The sequence below is a fragment of the Azospirillum sp. P4_B5 genome (genome assembly GCF_056402275.1).
The window spans coordinates 160,229-177,508 of sequence record NZ_JBFUHT010000003.1; the positions used below are offsets into that span (position 1 = coordinate 160,229).

Below are 17,280 nucleotides of genomic sequence, written 5' to 3' on the forward strand. Positions count from 1 at the left end.
GGCAACGAGCAGGCTGATGATCGCGAAGCCGACCAGCAGGACGGAGCCGACCTGGAGCACGTTGGCGATCACCTCGCCGCGCACCCGGTTCTGCGTCTCCACCGCCCCGGCCATGCCGGCGTTGGCCGAATCCAGCAGCGCCTCGAAACGCGGCACCATCGCCTGGAAGGCGTCGTTGAAGGTCTGCACCTCGGCCCGGAACGCCTTGGTGGCGTCGACGAAGCGGCCGAGGTCGGTGCGGTAGGTGCGGGCCTGTTTCTCCAGCTTGGTCTGGGTGGCCGTGTCCAGGCCCGAATCAGCGAGGAAGAAGGTGAATTCGTTGAAGGCCTTGCGGTGGCCGGACAGCAGCGATTCGTCGCTGTAGATGATGAAGTCCTTCTCCATCTTCCGCATGGATTCCATACGGCCGGTCAGCTTGTCGGCGTTCGGCCACTGCTTCAGCTCGTCCTCGATGGCGCGAGCCGAGGCGCGCAGCACACCGCGCAGGCCGCTGTCGTCGGACAGGCCCAGTTCCTTTGCCCGCGCGACCACCGACGAGAAGCGCTCCTTCAGCGTGCCGATGCCCTGCGACAGATGATCCAGTTCCTCCTGCGGCAGGCGCTCCACACCGCGTTCCTTGAGGTTGTCCAGCAGGCGGGAGGCCTCCTCTGCGTTCTTCGCGAAGGCGTCGGCCGCCGTCTCGTCGCGGTCGGCCACGAAGCGCAGCGCCTGGAAGCGCAGGCGGCTGGCGCGGCGCTCGATCGCGGCGGTGTGCTCATAGGCGTCGCGGAACTGGTCCAGTTCGGCGGTCGCCTCGAACATGCGCTGGGCGCCGACGGTGACCGTCCCGCCCAGAAGGCCCAAGGTGACCACGGACGCGGCGACCAGCAGCGCGATTCGCGTGCCGATGGAAATGTTCGACAGCATATGCGGTAAATCCTTGGTTGCGCCGCGGACCTTACCCGCCGCCGAAGACGCCGCTGTTACGGATTGATGGCGGATTCGTTACCGTGCCGTCGCCCCTGGGCATTCATGGTGAACGCCCGTATCTAGAAACCGCTGGAAATCGAAAGGGGAGGTCGGCTGTTGTCCTTCGTGCTGTCGAAGCTGCTGTGGCTCCTGGTCTCGCCGGGCAATCTGCTCGTGCTGATCCTCACCGCCGGGACGGTGCTGCTGTTCACCCGCCGTCTGGCCCATTGGGGGCGGCGGCTGGTCGTGGCGGTCACCGTCGGCTTCGTCATCGTCATGGTCACGCCGATCGCCTCATGGGTCGCGCTGCCGCTGGAGGAGCGTTTTCCCCGCCCCGAGTTGCCGGAGCGGGTGGACGGCATCATCATGCTGGGCGGGGCGGTGAACCCGCCGATCACCCGCGACCGCGGCGAGCCGTCCGTCAACGACGCGGCGGAACGCGTTCTCGGCTTCGCTGAACTGATCCGCCGCCACCCCCAAGCGCGTGCGGTGTTCACCGGCGGCTCGGGGCGGCTGGCCGGGCAGGACGCCCTGGAACTGCGCGAGGACATCGCCGTCCGCGGCGCGCTTCGGCAGGTCGGAATCGACCCGGACAGCGTGACCTACGAGAACGAATCCCGGAACACTTGGGAGAACGCCCTGTTCAGCCAGCGGCTCGTCAGGCCGAAGCCGGGGGAGACCTGGGTCCTCGTGACCTCGGCGATGCACATGCCGCGGTCGGTCGGCATTTTCCGGCAGGTCGGCTGGGAGGTGATTCCCTATCCGGTCGATTACCGCACGCGCTTCGGCGGGCGCCCCTTCGTCCGCTTCGAGTTCGACAAGCAGATCGACGCGCTCCAGGACCCGGTCCGCGAGTGGATCGGCCTCGTCGCCTACCGCCTGATGGGGCGGACCGATTCGCTGTTTCCGGGGCCCGCCCATGACCGCGATGCAGCACAGGCGGGATCCTGACGGGTGTTGCGCGGTTGGCGCGGGGAGGTAACTCGGCTAGAGTGGCGCCACCAGATTTAGCGGGGTGGGGCCATGCGACGCGCGCATATGCTGAGGGGGGCGGTCGTGCTCGCAGGAGCGCTGACGCTCGCCGCCTGCGCGTCCGCGCCGCCCGCGCCATCCCCGTCCGGACTGCCGCGCAGCGGCGTCTACAAGGTCGGCAAGCCCTATCAGGTCAACGGCGTCTGGTATTATCCCGCCGAGGATTACTCCTACAGCGAGACCGGGATTGCCTCCTGGTACGGTCCGGGATTCCACCAAAAGGTCACCGCCAACGGCGAGGTTTACGACCAAAATGAGCTGACGGCCGCGCACAAGACCTTGCCCATGCCAAGCCTCGTGCGCGTCACCAATCTCGACAACGGCCGGTCGTTGGTTGTTCGCATCAACGACCGCGGCCCCTACGCCAACGGGCGAATCATCGACATGTCGCGGCGCGGCGCGCAACTGCTTGGGTTCGAAGGCACGGGCACGGCCAAGGTGCGCGTGCAGATTCTGGCGGAGGAAAGCCGCGCGGTCGCCGCCGCGGCCCGCCAGGGCACGCCGGCCCCGATGCTGGCGGAACTGGACGGCCCACCGCCGAAGGCCGCCCCGCGCAGCATGGTGGAGGTCAATGGCGCCGCCCGCGCCACTCCCGCCGCGGTCACCCGCGCCCCGGTGCCGCCGCCCACCACGGTGGCCGGCGACATGGTCGACGGGCGCTTCGTTCCGGCCCCGGTGGTCGCCGAGCTGCCGGTGAAGCCCTACGAGCAGATCTACGTCCAGGTCGGCGCCTTCGGCAGTCCGGACAACGTCACCCGCGTGCGCGCCCGCCTGGCCTCGCTCGGCCAACAGGCGCAGGTCACCCAGACGGTCGCCGGTCGGCAGCGGTTGCAGCGGGTGAGGGTGGGGCCGCTGGCCAGCGTGGAGTCCGCCGACGCCGTTTTGAACCAAATCCTCCAAGCCGGCCTTACCGACGCCAAAATCGTGGTTGATTGATCACCCGCGAGCCCAGTCCAAGCTTGGCCCGGCACCGGGCCTCGTTCCGTTTCATGTCTTGTCCAGTCCGCGTTTCGAAGGGAGTTGTCATGGTCGCTGTCGTCCGCACCCGCGTTGCCCGCACCCGTTTCGCCATGGGCCTTGCGGTCGCGCTGTTCGCGGCGGGGGTGGGGCCGGTGGCTCACGCCGCCAGCATCGAAACCATCGCCAAGCAGGCGATCCTGGTCGATATCACCTCGAACACCGTGCTGTTCGAGAAGAGCCCGGATCAGCGCATGGCGCCGTCCTCGATGAGCAAGATCATGACGATGTACATGGTCTTCGAATCGATCAAGGAAGGCCGGGTGACGCTGGACAGCACGCTGCCGGTGTCGGAGCGCGCGTGGCGGATGCAGGGCTCCAAGATGTTCGTGGAGCTGCACAACAACATCAAGGTGGACGACCTCATCAAGGGCGTGATCGTGCAGTCGGGCAACGACGCCTGCATCGTCTTCGCCGAAGGTCTCGCCGGCTCCGAATCGGCCTTTGCCGAGCGCATGAACAAGCGCGCCCGCGAATTGGGGCTGAAGGACACCAACCTGACCAACGCGACGGGCTGGCCCGATCCGAACCACTACATGACCGCCCGCGATCTCGCGATCCTGGCCGAGCATCTGATCAAGGACTTCCCGGAATACTACCACTATTATTCGATCCGGGAGTTCAAGTACCACGGCATCAACCAGGGCAACCGCAACCCGCTGCTCTATCGCGGCATGGATGTGGACGGTATGAAGACCGGCCACACGGAGGCCGGCGGCTATGGTCTGACCGCCTCGGCGGAGCGGGAGGGGCGCCGTCTCGTCCTGGTGGTCAACGGTCTGCCGAGCATGCAGGCCCGCGCGGACGAGTCGGCCCGGCTGATCGAGTGGGGCTTCCGCGAATTCGCCACCTACGCCCTGTTCAAGGCGGGCGAGACGGTCGATCAGGTGCCGCTCTGGCTGGGCGCTCAGGACACCGTTCCGGTCACCGTGCCGGAGGACATGAAGGTCACCATGGCCCGCGCCGACCGCAGCGGCATGAAGGTGTCGCTGGTCAGCAACGCCCCGGTCGCGGCGCCGGTGAAGAAGGGCGACGTGGTCGGCAAGGTGGTGGTGTCGGCGCCGGGCTTCCCGGGCAAGGAGTTCCCGGTGGTCGCCGCGCAGGACGTGGAGAAGCTGGGCTTCGTGGGCCGTGCCCTGGCGGCGGCGAAGTTCCTCATTTTCGGGGCGAGCTGATTGGTGTAAGCCGGCCCGTCACCGCCGGAATCCGGAACGCGGCGGGCCTCATCACCATCGGGAGCAGACCATGACGCGCGGGCGGTTCATCACGCTGGAGGGCGGCGAAGGGGCGGGCAAGACCACCCAGATCCGCCTGCTCGCCGACGCGCTGATCGGTTGGGGGAAGCGGGTCGTGCTGACCCGCGAGCCCGGCGGCTCGCCGGGCGCCGAGGAGATCCGCGGCCTTCTGGTGGCCGGGGAAACCGGACGCTGGGGGCCGGTGACCGAGGCGCTGCTGCACACCGCCGCCCGCCGCGACCATCTGGAGCGCACCGTCTGGCCGGCGCTGGAGGCCGGCCACTGGGTCATCTGCGACCGCTTCTTCGACAGCACCATGGCCTATCAGGGCTATGGGCTGGGGCTGGGGCGCGATCTGGTCGCCACGCTCCAGGCCACGGCCCTGGGCGACTTCCGGCCCGACCTGACTCTGATCCTCGACCTGCCGGTGGAGGAGGGGCTGGCCCGCGCCGCCGCCCGCCGCGGCGGGGAGGACCGCTACGAGCGGATGGACGTCGCCTTCCACCACCGCCTGCGCGACGGCTTCCTCGACATTGCCGCACGGGAGCCGGAGCGCTGCGTGGTCATCGATGCCGGACACCCCGTGGAAACGGTACAGGCGGCCATTCTGGACCAAGTGACCCGTCGCCTGGGAGCCTCCTGAGGTGAGCCGCGCCCGCGCGCCAGAACCGGTCGCGGAGGAGGATGCCCTCGCCCCGCGCCGCAACCCCGAACTGACCGGCCATGACGACGCCGAGCGCCTGCTGCTTGACGCTTGGAACTCCGGGCGCTTGCCACACGCCTGGTTGATCGGCGGCCCCCCGGGGATCGGCAAGGCGACGCTGGCCTTCCGCTTCGCCCGCTTCGTCCTGTCCCAGGGGCACGAGCCGCCGGACGCCGGCCTGTTCGGCGCGCCGCCGCCTCCCGCCACGCTGGCGCTGTCTCCGGACGCCCCGGTCTTCCGCCGCGTCGCCTCGGGCGGCCACGCCGACCTGCTGACCGTGGAGCGCCAGCGCGACGAGAAGCGCGATCGGTTGAAGCGCGACATCGCCGTGGACGACGTGCGCAAGATCGGCCCCTTCCTACGCAAGACCGCCGCCGAGGGCGGCTGGCGCGTGGCGGTGATCGATGGCGCGGACCGTATGAATCTCAGTGGCTTGAACGCCATTCTCAAGATTTTGGAGGAGCCGCCGTCCGGCGCGTTGCTGCTTCTGGTCAGCGACAACCCCGGCGGCATGCTGCCGACCATCCGCTCCCGCTGCCGAAAGCTGACGCTTCAACCGCTTCCTGAGGAAACGGTGCTCAACCTGTTGGCCCAGCATCGTCCGGATCTCGGCGACGAGGACCGAGCAGCGCTCGCGCGGCTGGCGGAGGGAAGCATCGGGCGGGCCATCGGGCTGGCCGAGGCCGGTGGGCTCGACCTCTACCGGGAACTCATCGGTCTGCTCGGCACCCTGCCGCGGCTGGACATCACCGCCGCCCACGCCTTTGGCGACAAGCTGACCCGCAAGCAGGACGACGGTCTGTACGAGACGGCCACCGACCTGCTCGTCTGGTGGCTCGCCCGCTTCGTCCGGTCGCTGGCCCGCGGCGCATGGCCAGCGGAGGTGGTGGCCGGGGAGGCCGCCCTGATGACCCGTCTGGCCAACGCCCGCGGCCTTGAACGTTGGGTGGAGGTGTGGGAAAAGGTCCAACGCCACTTCGCCCGTGCGGAATCCGCCAATCTCGACCGCAAACAGGTGGTCCTGAACGCCTTGGCGACGCTGGAAGCGGCTGCTACTTAACACGGACGACACACCACGCCCATCCGGACCGGCGACGCGCCGGGCCGGCGCATTCTCGGGAGAGCCTCTGACATGACCGGGTCGAAGACCTTTTACCTGACGACTCCGATCTATTACGTGAACGACGTGCCCCACATCGGGCATGCGTACACCACGCTCGCCTGCGACGTGCTGGCCCGCTTCATGCGGCTGGACGGCTATGACGTGAAGTTCCTCACCGGCACCGACGAGCACGGCCAGAAGGTGGAGAAATCCGCCATGAACGCCGGCATCGCGCCGCAGGAGTTCACCGACCGCGTGTCGAAGAATTTCCGCGACCTCGTCTCGCTGATGAACTTCTCCAACGACGACTTCATCCGCACCACGGAGCCGCGGCACATCGCGTCGGTGCAGGAGCTGTGGCGCCGTCTGGAATCGGCCGGCGAGATCTATCTCGGCAGCTACGCCGGCTGGTACTCGGTGCGCGACGAGGCCTTCTACGGCGAGGACGAGCTGACCACGTCGCCGTCGGGCAAGAAGATCGCCCCGACCGGCGCCGAGTGCGAATGGGTGGAGGAGCCCTCCTACTTCTTCCGCCTGTCGGCCTGGCAGGACCGCCTGCTGGAGTTCTACGAGCAGAACCCGGATTTCATCGCCCCCGCAGGCAAGCGCAACGAGGTCGTCGCCTTCGTGAAATCGGGGCTGAAGGACCTGTCGGTCAGCCGCACCACCTTCAAGTGGGGCATCCCGGTGCCGGGCAACCCCGACCACATCATGTATGTCTGGCTGGACGCCTTGGCCAACTACATCACCGCGGTCGGTTTCCCGGACGAGGGTGGCGAGTACGCCAAATACTGGCCGGCCAACCTGCACATGGTCGGCAAGGACATCCTGCGCTTCCACGCTGTCTACTGGCCGGCCTTCCTGATGGCCGCCAAGCTGGCCCCGCCGAAGCGCGTCTTCGCGCACGGCTGGTGGACCATCGAAGGCCAGAAGATGTCGAAGTCGCTGGGCAACGTCATCGCGCCGGAGACGCTGGTCAACACCTACGGCCTGGACCAGACCCGCTACTTCCTGCTGCGCGAGGTTCCCTTCGGCAACGACGGCGACTTCTCGCACAAGCAGATGGTGCAGAGGATCAACGGCAACCTCGCCAACGATTACGGGAACCTCGTCCAGCGCTCCCTGTCGATGATCGGCAAGAATTGCGGGGCCGCCGTGCCGCAGCCGGGCGCCTTCACCGAGGCCGACAACGCGCTGCTCGGGGCTGTCCGCAACCTGCTGCCGATCGTCCGGGCGGAGATCCAGGCGCAGGCCTTCCACAAGGCGCTGGACGCCATCTGGGCGGTGATCGGCGACGGCAACCGCTATGTCGACGAGCAGGCGCCCTGGGCGCTGAAGAAGACCGATCCGGCGCGCATGGCCACGGTGCTGTACGTGCTGGCCGAGACCATCCGCCACCTCGCCATCCTGACCCAGCCGATCATGCCGGAAGCCTCGGCGAAGATTCTGGACCAGCTGGCGCAGGGGCCGGAGGCCCGCGGGTTCGACCGGCTGGGGGCGGGCGGGGCGCTGGTCCCCGGCACGCCGTTGCCCACGCCGCAGGGCGTGTTCCCGCGCTATGTGGACGAAGCGAAGAGCTGACGAACGATGCTGGTCGATAGCCACTGCCATCTCGACTTCCCCGATTTCGCCGAGGAGCTGGACGCGGTCGTGGACCGCGCCCGGCAGGCGGGGGTGGGGCGGATGGTGACCATCTGCACCTACCTGTCGCGCTTCGACCGCATCCTGGCGGTCGCCGAGCGCTATGACGATGTCCTGTGCTCGCTCGGCGTCCATCCGCATCAGGCGGCGGAGGAGATCGCCGGGGTGACCGTCGAGCGCCTCGTCGCGCTGTCGAAGCATCCGAAGGTGATCGGGCTGGGCGAGACCGGACTCGACTACTTCTACGACAAGAGCCCGCGCGACGTTCAGCAGGAGTGCTTCCGCCGGCACATCCGCGCCAGCCTGGACACCGGCCTGCCGCTGATCGTGCACACCCGCGACGCCGACGACGACACCATGCGGATCATCCGCGAGGAGGCCGCCGGACAGCCGGTCCACGGGTTGCTGCACTGCTTCAGCTCCGGGCGTCAACTCGCTGAAGATGCTCTGGATTTCGGATTCTACATCTCGCTCTCCGGGATCGTCACCTTCAAGAAGTCGGAGGACCTCCGCGCCATCGTGAAGGACGTTCCGCTGGACCGGATTCTGGTGGAGACGGACGCGCCCTATCTGGCGCCGGTGCCGTTCCGCGGCAAGCGAAACGAGCCGGCCTACGTCGCCCACACCGCGGCTTGCGTTGCCGAGGTCAAGGGTGTGGACGCCGCGGACATGGCCCGAATCTCCACCGAGAACTTCTTCCGCCTGTTCCCGCGCGCCGGAACGGCCAATCAGGTCACCGCATGACCGGCCAGCGGGTCACGATCCTCGGCTGCGGCGGATCGCGGGGCGTTCCCGTGATCGGTCTCGGCTGGGGCTCCTGTGACCCGGCGAACCCCAGGAACCACCGGATGCGCCCGTCCATTCTGGTGGAGTGGGAGCAGGAGAGGGCCGGGCAGGGCGGTGACGTCAGCATCCTGGTCGACACCTCCCCAGATCTGCGCCAGCAGCTTCTCAACGCGGATGTGCGGCGGCTCGATGCCGTCCTGTGGACGCACCAGCACGCCGACCATGCCCATGGCATCGACGAACTCAGGGAACTGTGCCGCGCCATGCACGCGCCCATCGACGCCTTTGGCAGCGCCGATGATCTGGCCGAGTTGGAGCGGCGTTTCGGCTACTGCTTCGAGCCTCTGCGCCCCGGTGAACCCTTTTACCGCCCGGTGTTGACGCCTCGCGCCGTAGAAGGCCCGTTCGAGGTGCGCGGTCGCCGGATCGTGCCCTTCGAGCAGGATCACGGATATCTGAAGACCCTTGGCTATCGCTTTGATAAATTTGCCTATTCGACCGACGTTGTGAGGTTGGATGAAGACGCCTTCGCGGCGTTGGAGGGTGTCGAGGTGTGGGTGGTGGACTGCGCCCGGATCGAGCCGCCGCACCCGGTTCATGCCCATCTCGCCTTGACGCAGGAATGGATCGCGCGGGTGCGCCCCAAGCGGGCCTACCTGACGCACATGGACCAGACCATGGATTACGACACGCTCCGCCGGCTGCTTCCCCCCGGTGTCGAGCCCGCCTATGACGGGCTCGTCATCGAGCTTTGACCATCCGGGTCGGGACGGGAAGGGGTAGGGCGACGGCGACGGTCACTCGTCCGGCATGATGAGGCCCAGCCGTCCGGCGATGAAACGGTCCGCGGCCGCCTTGGCCGCCTGATCCGCTGTCTGAGGATTCAGCTTGAACTTCTCTCTGTAAAGCTTTGATGTTGCAGTGATGGCTGCAGGTAGAGTGTGCACCGCCGCACGGTATTCGGTCTCCGGCCAGACGTCGAAATCGCTCCAGGACCGGAAGGCGGCCACGGCCCGGCCGCGCTGCTCGGCCATTTTCTTGGCTTCGGCGGACATGGGCGCTTCCAGAAGGGTGCTTGGCACGAAGGACGCCTGAAGGTCGTCCACCTCAAACTGACGCTCGTAGCCGTGACGGATGCTGCCACGTTCGACCAGGGCCGGTTCGATCGCCGGGTCCATGTGGGCGGAGACGGCTTTCCATTCCGGCAGATCGAACACGGAGGACGAGGGATGACACAAGCCGGGCGTCTCGTCGCGCGCATTGCCCCAGAAGGCGCCAAAGGCTTCGAAGGCCGGCTGCCCATGTTTGGTGAACAGGAAGCAGGGCGCGTCCATCTCCGTGGTCGACAGGACATGGCGCAGAAACAGCAGCGACGTGCCCAGAGGGGCGCTCGCCACGTCGCCGAGATTTGCCATTTCTTCGAGAAGATAGGGGTCTCTTGGCAGACCGCGGTTCAAGATATCGTCCACCAGCTTGCGCACCGTGGCATCCTTGTCCGCCACCGGCACGGCGCCGCTCTGATAGAGATAGACCAGCCATGCCTTTGCCGGTGCACCATTGTAGCGCTGAAGCGCCACAGCGGCGGCTTTGGCATCTTTCGGAATTCCGGCGACGACCGCAGCCAGCTTTCTCTGGGCATCCGAATTCTGGGCGGCCAGGTCGGCGGCGCGCGCCTCATACAGGGTTCGACAGGCCGGGATGGCGGATGTGTCGGCGCAGGTGCCGTCACGTTCGGTCAGGAATGCTTTCTGCGCGCGCTCGATGACGTCCCGGCCATCGGCGGGCGTGTTTTCCAAGGTCTCGCGCAGAAGCGTCGCCATATCCTCGGCGGCGACCTTCAGATCGGCACTGGCACAGATGGTCCGGTCGGCGCGACTGGATGGTCTGGTGCAATCGGGCGGCGTCTGGGCCATGGCGGCGAACGGAAACAGACAAAGCGACAGCGCGGGACCGAAAAGCCACGAGGAACGAGGCATAAGGCGCAGCCTTCATCGAAGGGAATGGATATGGGAATGAGCCGAGACGATAGTCCATCGGCCAGAACGCCGAAAGGGACGGATTGGTGCCCTGCTCTCTTCGCACCGGCAGTATTTTCCATAATACAGATTATATGATCGTCTCTGACCTTGACGGCGGGGTGCCTCTACCCTTGGCGATGTCCGCAATGCACGCTACATAAAACACAGTTTGTACCCAACAGTCAGGTTCCGGTGAACGACGCCTTCGCGCCGACCTTTGCGCCGACGACATGGCGGCACCGATGCGCCGCTGCGCTGCTTGCCGCTGCCATCGGAGCCAGCGCGTGGTCGGTTCATGCCTCCACCGCCTCCGATCCCTCCACGGACGGCGAGACCGCACCGGCGCAGGCGCTTCCCGCACCGGACGATCCGCCGGTTCCCGCCGTGCCCGATCTGTCGGCGTTGCGGACGGCCTTGACTGAGTTTCATTGTGCCGAACTGGAGGTCGCCGTCGGCAAGGACCAGAGGATTGCGATCTCCGGCCTGACCGCGGGCGACACCGACCCGGACAGTCTCGCGCTGCTCGCCCAGGATTTCCTTACCGGCCAGCGGGCCGCGGTGGAGATCGAGCGGGTGTCCCCTGCCCTGTGCGAACCGCTGACCCTGATCGGCCCTTTTCGGGCTGCCAACGCCGGCTCGGCGTCGTCCTTGTCGATCCGCTTCAAGAATGCCGCCGGAACACCGTTCGAGGACGGCCAGGACTTGATGTTTGACATTGTAGCCCCTGATTTTCCAGCGCACCTGCAGGTGGACTATTTCACGTCGGACGGCGACGTGATTCATTTGTTGCCCAACCCTCTGGAGATCAGCGGCCGCGTGGAGTCCGGTGCGGTTCGCCGGCTGGGTGAGCGCGGCGCCGGAGGGCGAGTCTGGAGCATCGGGCCACCCTACGGTCACGATTTGATCGTCGTGGTCGCCAGCCCAACACCGTTGTTCGCCGCGCCGCGTCCCGAAGCCGAGGCAGCGGCGTCCTATCTTCCGGCGTTGAAACAGGCTTTGGACTCCGCCGCACCGGCCACCGTCGCCACCGCACGGTTCCTCAAAACCAGAGCGCGTTGAATGCGCCGTTGGATCAGGCCGGGAGAAGGACGAATCGCGCAAGGATGAGGGTGATGTTGTCCGGCCCGCCCGCCCCGTTGGCGAGAGCGATCAGCCGGGCACAGGCGTCTTCACCGGCAAGCGGCGGCTGTTGGGTGAGAATGCGCTGAATCACGCCCTCCGGCACGATGCCGGTCAGCCCATCCGAACACAGAAGATACAGGTCATCGGGCTGAAGATCGTGAAAGGCGATGTCGGGCTCAACCTGCTCGCCGGTGCCGAGCGCGCGAACGATGATGTTGCGATGGGGCGCTTGTCCGCGGCGTCCGTTGTCCAGCCAGACTTGGTAAAGACTGTGATCACGCGTCAGCAGGCGCAGCTCACCGTCGCGCAGGCGATACAGCCGGCTGTCCCCGGCGTGGAACACGATGACGCGGCCGGTTCCCGGCACCCGCCAGAGCCCAACCAGCGTGGTTCCCATGCCGCGCCCTTCGGCAAAGCCGCGCTGGCGGTTCAGGGTGTTGATCCGCCGGTTGGCCGCCACCACCGCGGAACGCACCGTCAATGCGGCGTCCGCAGCCGCCTTCTCCTCTTCCGCCTGGGATGGCGTCCGGCCTTCGTCGGCACGGTCCTGGGCGGCGATGACCGCGGCCACCACTTCCACCGCGGTGCGGCTGGCGATGTCGCCGCCGGCGTGCCCCCCCATGCCATCGCATATCACCGCCAAGCCGCGCGCCGGGTCGAGGTGGAACGCGTCCTCGTTGCGCGAACGGACACGGCCAACATCCGTTTGTCCGGCGGCGATCATGTCGATCAGGGCGGAATGCATCACGCGAACGGCTCCAGCGCGTTACAGCCGAACCAGCTTCCTGGAAACAGCCTTCGGCAACGCGAAAAACCGCCTCGGCTTTGCATAGGATAATGGCGGAGAGCCTGCAGATTGAACAGCAGGAAAGGACGCGTAAAAACGCCTCAGACGCTGACGTCCAGGAGCGTGCCGCGCTGCTTGCCACCGTAGCCGGTGCCGTTGGTCCGCGCCTGAACGGCCGCCGTCTGCGGGTCAACCGCCTGCCCCGATTGGGTCGCGTTGCGGGTGTCCCGCGTCTGGTCTATCTTGCCGACCGCTTGGGTGGCCTGGACTGTCTGGGTGCGAACGGTGGGGGTGGTCTGCTGCGCCGCCTGAACCGCCGGAGACATGGCCATCTGCATCGCCGGTGTGATCGGCGGCTGAGGCTTTGCCATCGGAGGCATATTGAGCGGATTTAACTGCATGTTAAGAATATGCGCCCGTGCATCCACCGATTCAAGATCCGAATCGACGCCGTGACCGATTAAAAAGCGAAGGCTGCAAGTGCCCTCGCCTTTCTGCAAACCAACGAAGGTGTCGGATCAGGCCGCCGGCTGCTGCTGGGTGATGCAGTGGATGCCGCCGCCGCCGCGTACGATGTCCAACGCCGGAACCTGCACCACCTCGCGGTCCGGGAAGGCCCGGCGTACGATCCGGAAGGCCTCGTCGTCCGCCGGATCCTCGAAGGCCGGCATGACGATGCCGCCGTTGGCGATGTAGAGATTCGTGTAGGACAAGGTCAGCCGCACGCCGTTCTCGTCGCGCCGCGCCGGCTGGCGAACCGGGATGACATTCAGCTCCCGCCCCTGGGCGTCGCGGGCGCGCTTCAGCCGGTCGAGATTGTCCTGGAACGCCTTGAAGTTGGCATCGCCGGGATCGTCGGTGGTGATCGCCATGACGACGCCGGGCTTCACGAAGAGGGCGATCTCGTCGATGTGACCGTCCGTCTCGTCGTCCTGATAGCCCTCGCCCAGCCAGATGACGCTGGAGATGCCGAGATGCTCCTTCAGCAACTCCTCGATCTCCGCCTTGCCGAGATTCGGGTTGCGGTTCGGATTCAGCAGGCATTGCTCGGTCGTCAGCAGAGTCCCCTCCCCGTCCACATGGAAGGAGCCACCCTCCATGATGAGAGGGGCTTCAAAGCGGCGCAAACTGAGATGTTCGAGCATCAGGCGCCCGACCTGCTGATCCTTGGCGCTGTCCGGGTAGTTGCCGCCCCAGGCGTTGAAGCGCCAATGGACACCGGCCACCTGCCCTTTCCCATCGGTGACGAAGCTGGGTCCGGTGTCGCGAATCCAGGAATCGCTGATCGGCAAGGGCAGGATCTCGACGCCCGGCCCGCAGGCCAACGAAGCATCGGCGACGTCGGCGGGATCACAGACCATGGTCACCGCCTCGAACCGGCTGACGGCGCGCGCGACGTCGGTGTAGGCGGCAGCGGCGGCGTCGAAAGCCCCCTCGGGCCACGTCTCGGGCCGGCACGGCCACGCCATCCAGCAGCGCGTGTGCCGTGCCCATTCGCCCGGCATGGTGAAGCCTTCCGCCGCCGGTGTCGTCATCTTTGAATCTCCTGCCAAATCCCTGAACTGTCCGGCTCTTGTGCGTGGCCGGAGCGGGGCGTCACGGCGTCACCCGTGACCCACGGTCACCCTAACCACGGAGCGGAGGATTTGGCAACGGCCACCAAAGGGGCCATCGGAATGCCCGGAAGGGCGGCGCGCTCGACCGCTCAGCGGCGGGAGGGCGGACGGTCCGAATAACGGCGCTTCGGCACCGAAAAAGGCATCGAAAAACCAAGACGAAGCATCGGGAACCATAAGAGCGCGCGCATGATACGGCCTCATTCGCTGTTGCAGATGCCCACAGAATAGCAAATGCAACGGCAAACGGCCACCCCCGCCGTCTGCGGCCGGATGGCATAGCCCCTATGAGGCGGTGTTCGGGGGTGGCAGGAGGCTTTTCAGCCCCCCTGCACCGCCATTTGCTCGTCCCGCTTCCGCTGACGGTCCTGCCGCGCCATGACGAGGCTGGCGATGAAGATGCCGGTGGCGACCACCACCATCATCAGCGTCGCCAGCGCGTTGATCTGCGGGCTGATGCCGAACTTGACGCTGGAGAAGATGACCATCGGCAGCGTGGTGGAGCCCGGCCCCGACACGAAGCTGGCGACCACCACGTCGTCGAGCGACAGGGTGAAGGCGAGCAGCCAGCCCGACACGATGGCCGGGGCGATGATCGGTAGCGTGATGACGAAGAACACCTTGGCCGGACGGGCGCCGAGGTCCATCGCCGCCTCTTCCAGGCTCTCATCCAGGCTGACGAGGCGCGACTGGATGATGACGGCCACATAGGCCATGGTGAAGGTGGTGTGGGCGATGGTGATCGTCGTCATGCCCCGCCCGTCCGGCCAGCCGATGGCCTGCTCCAGCGCCACGAACAGCAGCAGAAGCGACAGGCCGGTGATGACCTCCGGCATGACCAGCGGCGCGGTGATCATGCCGCCGAACAGCGTCCGCCCGCGGAATCGGCCGAAGCGGGCCAGCGCCAGGCCGGCGACGGTGCCGAGCACCACCGACGCGGTGGCCGACATCGCCGCCACCTTGAGCGACAGCCAAGCCGCCCCGAGAAGCTGGTCGTTCTGCAGAAGCTCCGCATACCATTTGGTGGAGAAGCCGCCCCACACCGTGACCAGCCGTGACTCGTTGAAGGAGTAGAAGATCAGCAGCGCGATCGGTACGTAGAGGAAGGCGTAGCCGAACCACAGCGCCCAGGCCAGTTTTCCCATCTGCTTCATCGCTCGGCCTCCGTCTGGCGCCCTTGGACATGCTGGAAGACCATGATCGGCACCACCAGGAACAGCAGGAGCGCGATGGCCACCGCCGAGGCGACGGGCCAGTCGCGGTTGGCGAAGAACTCGTTCCACAGCACGCGGCCGATCATCAGCGTGTCCGGGCCGCCCAGCAGCTCCGGAGTCACGAACTCGCCGACCGAGGGGATGAAGACCAGCAGCGACCCGGCGATGATGCCCGGCAACGACAGCGGCAGAGTCACCGTCAGGAACGCCTTCCAGGGCCGGCAACCAAGGTCCGCCGCCGCTTCCAGCAGCGTCGGGTCGAGCTTCTCCAGAGTCGCGTAGAGCGGCAGCACCATGAAGGGCAGATAGCAGTAGGTCATGCCGATGTAGACGGCCCAGTCGGAATAGAGCAGCTCGAACGGCTCCGTCGTCAGGCCGGTCCATTGCAGCAGGTTGTCCACCACCCCGTTGGCCTTCAGGATGCCGATCCAGGCGTAGATGCGGATCAGGAAGCTGGTCCAGAAGGGCAGGATGACCAGCATCATCAGCGGCCCGCGCTTGGCCGGCTCCGCCCTGGCGATGGCGTAGGCCATGGGGTAGCCCAGCAGCAGGCAGCAGACGGTGGTGACCAGCGCGATCTTCACCGAGTTCAGATAGGCCAGGATGTAGAGGTCGTCGCCGCCCAGCCGCAGATAGTTGGACAGGTTCAGCAGGATCTGGAGCTTGGTCGTGCCCGCGTCCTCGTCCACCAGCCAGTCGATCAGCGGCGCGTAGGGCGGCTGCGCCAGCATCGCCTCCGACAGGCTGATGCCGAACACGATCAGGAAGGGCACCAGGAAGAACAGAAGAAGCCACAGGTAGGGGATGGCGACCACCACCCCCCGCCCCCACAGGCCGATCCGGCGCAGAAGGTCGATCATTGCGTCAGCACCACCCCGGCGAAGGGACGCCAGCTCAGATGCACTTCGTCGTCCCAGGTGATCGGCATCTCGGTGCGCCGCACCACGTTGGGCGCGGTGACGCGCACCGTCTTGCCCGTCTTCAGCTCGACCAGATAGATCGACACGTCGCCGAGATAGGCGATCTCGCGCACGATCCCGCTGGTGACGTTGCGCCCGTCGGCGTTGGTCGCGGCGTTGGCCGGCGGCTCCTTGCTCAGCGCGATCTTCTCCGGGCGGACGGCGACGCCCACCGTAGCGCCGGCGGGGACCGCCACCGCGTGGTTGATGTAGAGGTCGCAGCCGGCGTCCTCGGAACGGATCAGCACATGGTCGGCCTGATCCTCCACCACCCTGCCCTCGAACATGTTCACCGAACCGATGAACTCGGCGACGAAGCGGGACTGCGGGTACTCGTAGATCTCGGTCGGCGTGCCGGTCTGGGCGATGACGCCATGGTTCATGACGGCGATCCGCGAGGACATGGTCATCGCCTCCTCCTGGTCGTGGGTGACCACGATGAAGGTGACGCCCAGCTTCTCCTGGATGTTGACCAGTTCGAACTGCGTCCGCTCGCGCAGCCGCTTGTCCAGCGCGCCCAGCGGCTCGTCGAGCAGGAGCAGCTTGGGCCGCTTGACCAGGGAGCGGGCCAGCGCCACGCGCTGCCGCTGGCCGCCGGAGAGCTGGTGCGGCTTGCGCTTGCCGAACTGGCCGAGCTGGACGAGGTCGAGGATGGCCCCCACCCGCTCCTTGATCTCGGCCTTGGCGACGCCGTCCTGCTTCAGGCCGAAGGCGACGTTCTGCTCCACCGACATGTGCGGGAACAGGGCGTAGGACTGGAACATCATGTTGACCGGCCGCTCGTAGGGCGGGATGCCGGCCATGTCGACGCCGTCGATGAAGATCTTGCCCTCGGTCGGCGTCTCGAACCCGGCCAGCATGCGCAGCAGGGTCGTCTTGCCGGAGCCGGAGCCGCCCAGCAGGGCGAAGAACTCACCCCGGTAGATCGACAGGCTGACCTCGTCCACAGCGACGAAATCGCCGAAGGTCTTGGTCACCTTCTCGATTCGCACATAGGGCTTCTGTCCCGGGTCCTGCCAGGGTTCCAGGCGCGTGGGCTTGCGGATCGGCTGGACAGCCATGCGGCTCCTCTCGGCGTCCTCTTCTCAAGGGAACGCCCC

16 protein-coding genes are annotated in these 17,280 nt (G+C 66.7%); 9 read left to right on the plus strand and 7 right to left on the minus strand.

The window, feature by feature from the left end; translation table 11 throughout:
• Positions 1-1,074: 1,074 nt before the first annotated feature.
• The 8 genes from AC1DVI_RS03495 (at position 1,075) to AC1DVI_RS03530 (ending at position 9,219) form a co-directional block, all read left to right on the plus strand.
• Positions 1,075-1,899, plus strand: a complete 825-nt coding sequence (locus AC1DVI_RS03495) for a YdcF family protein (protein ID WP_476956800.1) — start codon at positions 1,075-1,077, stop codon at positions 1,897-1,899.
• Between the two features lie 105 nt (positions 1,900-2,004).
• The gene (locus tag AC1DVI_RS03500; RefSeq protein ID WP_476956768.1) at positions 2,005-2,916 is read left to right on the plus strand and encodes a septal ring lytic transglycosylase RlpA family protein; all 912 of its coding nucleotides are present in this window, start codon (positions 2,005-2,007) and stop codon (positions 2,914-2,916) included.
• Positions 2,917-3,005: 89 nt separating this feature from the next.
• Positions 3,006-4,172, plus strand: coding sequence for a D-alanyl-D-alanine carboxypeptidase family protein (locus AC1DVI_RS03505; protein WP_476956769.1), 1,167 nt, complete (start codon positions 3,006-3,008; stop codon positions 4,170-4,172).
• 70 nt (positions 4,173-4,242) lie between these two features.
• Positions 4,243-4,875: a dTMP kinase gene (gene tmk, locus AC1DVI_RS03510; protein ID WP_476956770.1), complete on the plus strand. Its 633-nt coding sequence runs from the start codon at positions 4,243-4,245 to the stop codon at positions 4,873-4,875.
• Position 4,876: 1 nt separating this feature from the next.
• Positions 4,877-5,995, plus strand: coding sequence for a DNA polymerase III subunit delta' (locus tag AC1DVI_RS03515; RefSeq protein ID WP_476956771.1), 1,119 nt, complete (start codon positions 4,877-4,879; stop codon positions 5,993-5,995).
• A 72-nt stretch (positions 5,996-6,067) separates the two neighbouring features.
• Entirely contained in the window at positions 6,068-7,618 is a 1,551-nt protein-coding gene (gene metG, locus AC1DVI_RS03520; protein ID WP_476956772.1) for a methionine--tRNA ligase, read from the plus strand.
• Between the two features lie 6 nt (positions 7,619-7,624).
• Positions 7,625-8,422, plus strand: coding sequence for a TatD family hydrolase (locus AC1DVI_RS03525; protein WP_476956773.1), 798 nt, complete (start codon positions 7,625-7,627; stop codon positions 8,420-8,422).
• Positions 8,419-9,219: an MBL fold metallo-hydrolase gene (locus AC1DVI_RS03530; protein ID WP_476956774.1), complete on the plus strand. Its 801-nt coding sequence runs from the start codon at positions 8,419-8,421 to the stop codon at positions 9,217-9,219. Before AC1DVI_RS03525 ends, AC1DVI_RS03530 begins: the two co-directional genes overlap by 4 nt.
• Before the next feature lie 42 nt (positions 9,220-9,261).
• Here AC1DVI_RS03530 and AC1DVI_RS03535 read toward each other — a convergent pair whose 3' ends face one another.
• Entirely contained in the window at positions 9,262-10,440 is a 1,179-nt protein-coding gene (locus tag AC1DVI_RS03535; protein WP_476956775.1) for a lysozyme inhibitor LprI family protein, read from the minus strand.
• A 234-nt stretch (positions 10,441-10,674) separates the two neighbouring features.
• On the opposite strand from AC1DVI_RS03535, the gene AC1DVI_RS03540 reads away from it, so the two are divergent.
• The gene (locus tag AC1DVI_RS03540; RefSeq protein WP_476956776.1) at positions 10,675-11,541 is read left to right on the plus strand and encodes a DUF4384 domain-containing protein; all 867 of its coding nucleotides are present in this window, start codon (positions 10,675-10,677) and stop codon (positions 11,539-11,541) included.
• A gap of 13 nt (positions 11,542-11,554) precedes the next feature.
• Here AC1DVI_RS03540 and AC1DVI_RS03545 read toward each other — a convergent pair whose 3' ends face one another.
• The 6 genes from AC1DVI_RS03545 to AC1DVI_RS03570 form a co-directional block, all read right to left on the minus strand.
• Complete coding sequence (locus AC1DVI_RS03545) at positions 11,555-12,349, minus strand: PP2C family protein-serine/threonine phosphatase (protein ID WP_476956777.1); 795 nt, start codon at positions 12,347-12,349, stop codon at positions 11,555-11,557.
• 143 nt (positions 12,350-12,492) lie between these two features.
• A complete protein-coding gene (locus tag AC1DVI_RS03550) occupies positions 12,493-12,723 on the minus strand; it encodes a hypothetical protein (protein ID WP_476956778.1) in 231 nt (76 codons plus the stop codon).
• A gap of 186 nt (positions 12,724-12,909) precedes the next feature.
• Positions 12,910-13,926 carry an agmatine deiminase family protein gene (locus AC1DVI_RS03555; protein WP_476956779.1) on the minus strand — a complete coding sequence of 339 codons (1,017 nt, stop codon included), beginning with the start codon at positions 13,924-13,926 and terminating at the stop codon, positions 12,910-12,912.
• A 401-nt stretch (positions 13,927-14,327) separates the two neighbouring features.
• On the minus strand, positions 14,328-15,161 hold the full coding sequence (locus tag AC1DVI_RS03560; RefSeq protein WP_014240466.1) for an ABC transporter permease subunit: 834 nt from the start codon (positions 15,159-15,161) through the stop codon (positions 14,328-14,330).
• The gene (locus tag AC1DVI_RS03565; protein ID WP_476956780.1) at positions 15,158-16,081 is read right to left on the minus strand and encodes an ABC transporter permease subunit; all 924 of its coding nucleotides are present in this window, start codon (positions 16,079-16,081) and stop codon (positions 15,158-15,160) included. The genes AC1DVI_RS03560 and AC1DVI_RS03565 overlap by 4 nt, the downstream gene beginning before the upstream one ends.
• Complete coding sequence (locus tag AC1DVI_RS03570) at positions 16,078-17,241, minus strand: ABC transporter ATP-binding protein (RefSeq protein ID WP_014240468.1); 1,164 nt, start codon at positions 17,239-17,241, stop codon at positions 16,078-16,080. The genes AC1DVI_RS03565 and AC1DVI_RS03570 overlap by 4 nt, the downstream gene beginning before the upstream one ends.
• Positions 17,242-17,280: the final 39 nt, after the last annotated feature.

Coding starts and splice junctions, on each gene's coding strand:
- AC1DVI_RS03555 (WP_476956779.1), bottom strand. CDS start 13,926: ATGACGACACCGGCGGCGGAAGGCTTCACCATGCCGGGCGAATGGGCA.
- AC1DVI_RS03550 (WP_476956778.1), bottom strand. CDS start 12,723: ATGGCCATGTCTCCGGCGGTTCAGGCGGCGCAGCAGACCACCCCCACC.
- metG (WP_476956772.1), top strand. CDS start 6,068: ATGACCGGGTCGAAGACCTTTTACCTGACGACTCCGATCTATTACGTG.
- AC1DVI_RS03525 (WP_476956773.1), top strand. CDS start 7,625: ATGCTGGTCGATAGCCACTGCCATCTCGACTTCCCCGATTTCGCCGAG.
- AC1DVI_RS03530 (WP_476956774.1), top strand. CDS start 8,419: ATGACCGGCCAGCGGGTCACGATCCTCGGCTGCGGCGGATCGCGGGGC.
- AC1DVI_RS03505 (WP_476956769.1), top strand. CDS start 3,006: ATGGTCGCTGTCGTCCGCACCCGCGTTGCCCGCACCCGTTTCGCCATG.
- AC1DVI_RS03535 (WP_476956775.1), bottom strand. CDS start 10,440: ATGCCTCGTTCCTCGTGGCTTTTCGGTCCCGCGCTGTCGCTTTGTCTG.
- AC1DVI_RS03560 (WP_014240466.1), bottom strand. CDS start 15,161: ATGAAGCAGATGGGAAAACTGGCCTGGGCGCTGTGGTTCGGCTACGCC.
- AC1DVI_RS03545 (WP_476956777.1), bottom strand. CDS start 12,349: ATGCATTCCGCCCTGATCGACATGATCGCCGCCGGACAAACGGATGTT.
- AC1DVI_RS03570 (WP_014240468.1), bottom strand. CDS start 17,241: ATGGCTGTCCAGCCGATCCGCAAGCCCACGCGCCTGGAACCCTGGCAG.
- AC1DVI_RS03565 (WP_476956780.1), bottom strand. CDS start 16,081: ATGATCGACCTTCTGCGCCGGATCGGCCTGTGGGGGCGGGGGGTGGTG.
- tmk (WP_476956770.1), top strand. CDS start 4,243: ATGACGCGCGGGCGGTTCATCACGCTGGAGGGCGGCGAAGGGGCGGGC.